Origin of the sequence: Fictibacillus aquaticus (assembly GCF_002245695.1) — a bacterium.
In the GTDB taxonomy this organism is placed as follows: domain Bacteria; phylum Bacillota; class Bacilli; order Bacillales; family Fictibacillaceae; genus Fictibacillus; species Fictibacillus aquaticus.
In genome coordinates, this window is the sequence record NZ_NOII01000020.1 from 1 (window position 1) to 2,737 (window position 2,737).

Consider the following 2,737-nt stretch of genomic DNA (forward strand, 5'->3'; position numbering starts at 1 on the left):
CTTTTCGGAAAGCTGAACGATCTTTACGAAGCTCACCAGAATGACGGTAACGTTTATTGGATGGATAAGACACGATACAGTGCGTTTGCCGGAACGAATCTGTTGTCTAAGCTGCGTGAAAGAGGCATCACAGAGGTTCATATCGTTGGAGTCTGCACTGATATTTGCTGCCTTCATACAGCCGTAGATGCTTATAATCTTGGGTTTGAAATCGTCGTTCATGAAAAAGCGGTCGCAAGCTTCAACCAAGCTGGGCATGAATGGGCATTGAATCATTTTAAAAGCTGCTTGAACGCTAAAGTCATCTAAAAGGGAGAGCTACTCATGAACAAACAATATGCAGACGACAGCCTCGCCTTGCACACAGATTTGTATCAGATCAATATGGCCGAAACGTACTGGGAAGACGGAATTCACAACAGAAAAGCGGTGTTTGAAGTATTCTTCCGCAAGCTGCCTTTTGGCAACGGCTATGCCTTATTTGCAGGACTGGAACGGATCATCCAGTATTTGAACAGATTCCGTTTTACTGACAGCGACTTAGAGTACTTACGAGACGAACTGGGTTACCAGGAAGATTATCTGAACTATTTAAGGCAGCTGAAATTTACGGGAAATGTACGTTCAGTGGTGGAAGGAGAGCTCGTTTTCGCCAACGAGCCGATTCTCCGAATTGAGGCGCCGCTTGCTGAAGCACAGCTCGTCGAAACGGCGCTTTTAAATATCGTAAACTATCAGACACTCGTCGCAACAAAAGCTTCCCGCATCAAGCAGGTGACCGGTGAACAGAGAGCGATGGAGTTTGGCACAAGAAGAGCGCATGAGATGGATGCGGCGGTATGGGGCACAAGAGCGGCGTTTATCGGCGGTTTTGAAGCAACGTCAAACGTGAGAGCTGCAAAAATTTTCGGCATCCCGGCAGCGGGAACACATGCCCATGCACTCGTCCAAACGTACCGCGATGAATATACCGCATTTCATAAATACGCCCGCCGCCACAAAGACTGCGTATTTTTAGTAGATACGTATGATACGTTAAAGTCGGGGGTTCCAATCGCGATTAAAGTCGCGAAGGAGCTAGGCGATCGAATCAATTTTAAAGGGATACGGCTTGACAGCGGAGATTTGGCTTATCTGTCAAAAGAAGCGAGAAAGATGCTGGACGAGGCTGGCTTTACCGAAACACAGATTATCGCTTCGAATGACTTGGACGAACACACAATCATGCACTTAAAGTCGCAGGGCGCTAGAATCGACGCGTGGGGAATCGGCACAAAGCTGATCACAGCATATGACCAGCCAGCTTTAGGAGCGGTTTATAAGCTAGTAGCCATCGAGGATGAAAATGGCCAGATGGTCGATACGATTAAAATCAGCGGGAACCCGGAAAAGGTGACAACACCAGGCTTGAAAAAAGTGTACCGCATCATCAATATCCAAAATAACAAATCAGAAGGCGATTATATCGCGATGGAGAACGAAGCACCTCAGGATGAGTCCAGGTTAAAGATGTTCCACCCGGTCCATACGTTTGTCAGCAAATTCGTCACGAGCTTCAGGGCGAAAGAGCTGCACCATGATATTTTCGTTGACGGAAAAGCTGTTTATGAAACACCTAGCTTGTCTGCAATCCAGCAATACGCGAAGGAAAATCTAGAGGTGCTGTGGGATGAGTACAAACGCGGGATGAACCCTGAAGAGTATCCTGTGGACTTAAGCCAAAAGTGCTGGGATAACAAGATGAAGAACATTCAGGACGTGCAGTCAAAGATCGGCAGCGCTTGACCTAAACGTTGAAGGAGGGACCTATTGTGGCCAAGATAGGAATATACGGATCATCGTTCGACCCAGTCACTAACGTTCATTTATGGACGGCGAGCACGGTCGCTCACCGCTGCAAGCTTGATAAAGTCATCTTTTTGCCTTGCTCGAACAAACGAAAAGAAAAAACGATGAAGACGTCAGATGAGCACCGCTGGAACATGCTGCAGCTGGCGATCGCTAAAAATGATAAGTTCCTTGCAGATGACTATGAAATGAAACGTGATGCATGGGAAGTGTACACCGTTTTTACAATGCAGCATTTTAAAAAACTATATCCGGACGATGATGTATATTTTATCATGGGTGCCGATCTTCTTGTCGATATAGCTGACGGCAAATGGAAGCACGATGAGGAGCTGATCTCGCAAAATAAGTTCATCGTCATGGCGAGAGACGAGATCGATATGGTCAAAACAATCTCTCGGTCGCCGTTATTGCGAAACCATGACGATGGCTCCCGATTCCATCTCATCGATAAAGGGCTGGCGATGGAAATCAGCAGCAGCTATATTCGCGACGAGTTCTCAAAAGGCGGAGAACCAAGATACCTGCTGCCAGATGCTTGCTACGATTACATCCAGGAACATGGATTATATAGAGAAAAGTAGAAAAAAGCAGCTGTTAGTTATGGCTGCTTTTTTACTTCCAAGCATCGATGTTTGAAAACGTTTCGTAATCACAGCCTGTCTCATAATCGAACTCTTTTTTCATCCTTCGCTCGTAGGCTTCAGAGGCCAATTCTAACAGCGGTTCAAATGAGTGTTCATGAGGCATGCATTCTGGATGATGAAGAGCGCGTATGTAAGTATCTCTTCCGAGTGCGACGGCGGCACATCTGATGTACAAAAAAACATCCGGAGAAAAATATGACTTTTCACTGTATGAATACGTGCCGAGTTTTTCGGCATGTTTT

The 2,737-nt window shown here is 46.1% G+C and carries 4 protein-coding genes; 3 read left to right on the plus strand and 1 reads right to left on the minus strand.

What is annotated here, in order from left to right; translation table 11 throughout:
- From CGZ90_RS17955 to nadD, 3 genes are all read left to right on the plus strand, one after another.
- The coding region (locus CGZ90_RS17955) for a cysteine hydrolase family protein (protein ID WP_133063614.1) at nt 1-309 on the plus strand (309 nt) is incomplete at its 5' end.
- Nucleotides 310-324: 15 nt separating this feature from the next.
- Nucleotides 325-1,785 (plus strand): nicotinate phosphoribosyltransferase, encoded by a 1,461-nt coding sequence (locus CGZ90_RS17960; protein WP_094253916.1) that lies wholly within the window; start codon nt 325-327, stop codon nt 1,783-1,785.
- A gap of 26 nt (nt 1,786-1,811) precedes the next feature.
- Nucleotides 1,812-2,432 carry a nicotinate (nicotinamide) nucleotide adenylyltransferase gene (nadD, locus tag CGZ90_RS17965; protein WP_094253917.1) on the plus strand — a complete coding sequence of 207 codons (621 nt, stop codon included), beginning with the start codon at nt 1,812-1,814 and terminating at the stop codon, nt 2,430-2,432.
- A gap of 31 nt (nt 2,433-2,463) precedes the next feature.
- Here nadD and CGZ90_RS17970 read toward each other — a convergent pair.
- Nucleotides 2,464-2,737 (minus strand): DUF4240 domain-containing protein (locus tag CGZ90_RS17970; RefSeq protein ID WP_165766903.1); only part of this gene is annotated, 274 nt, incomplete at its 5' end.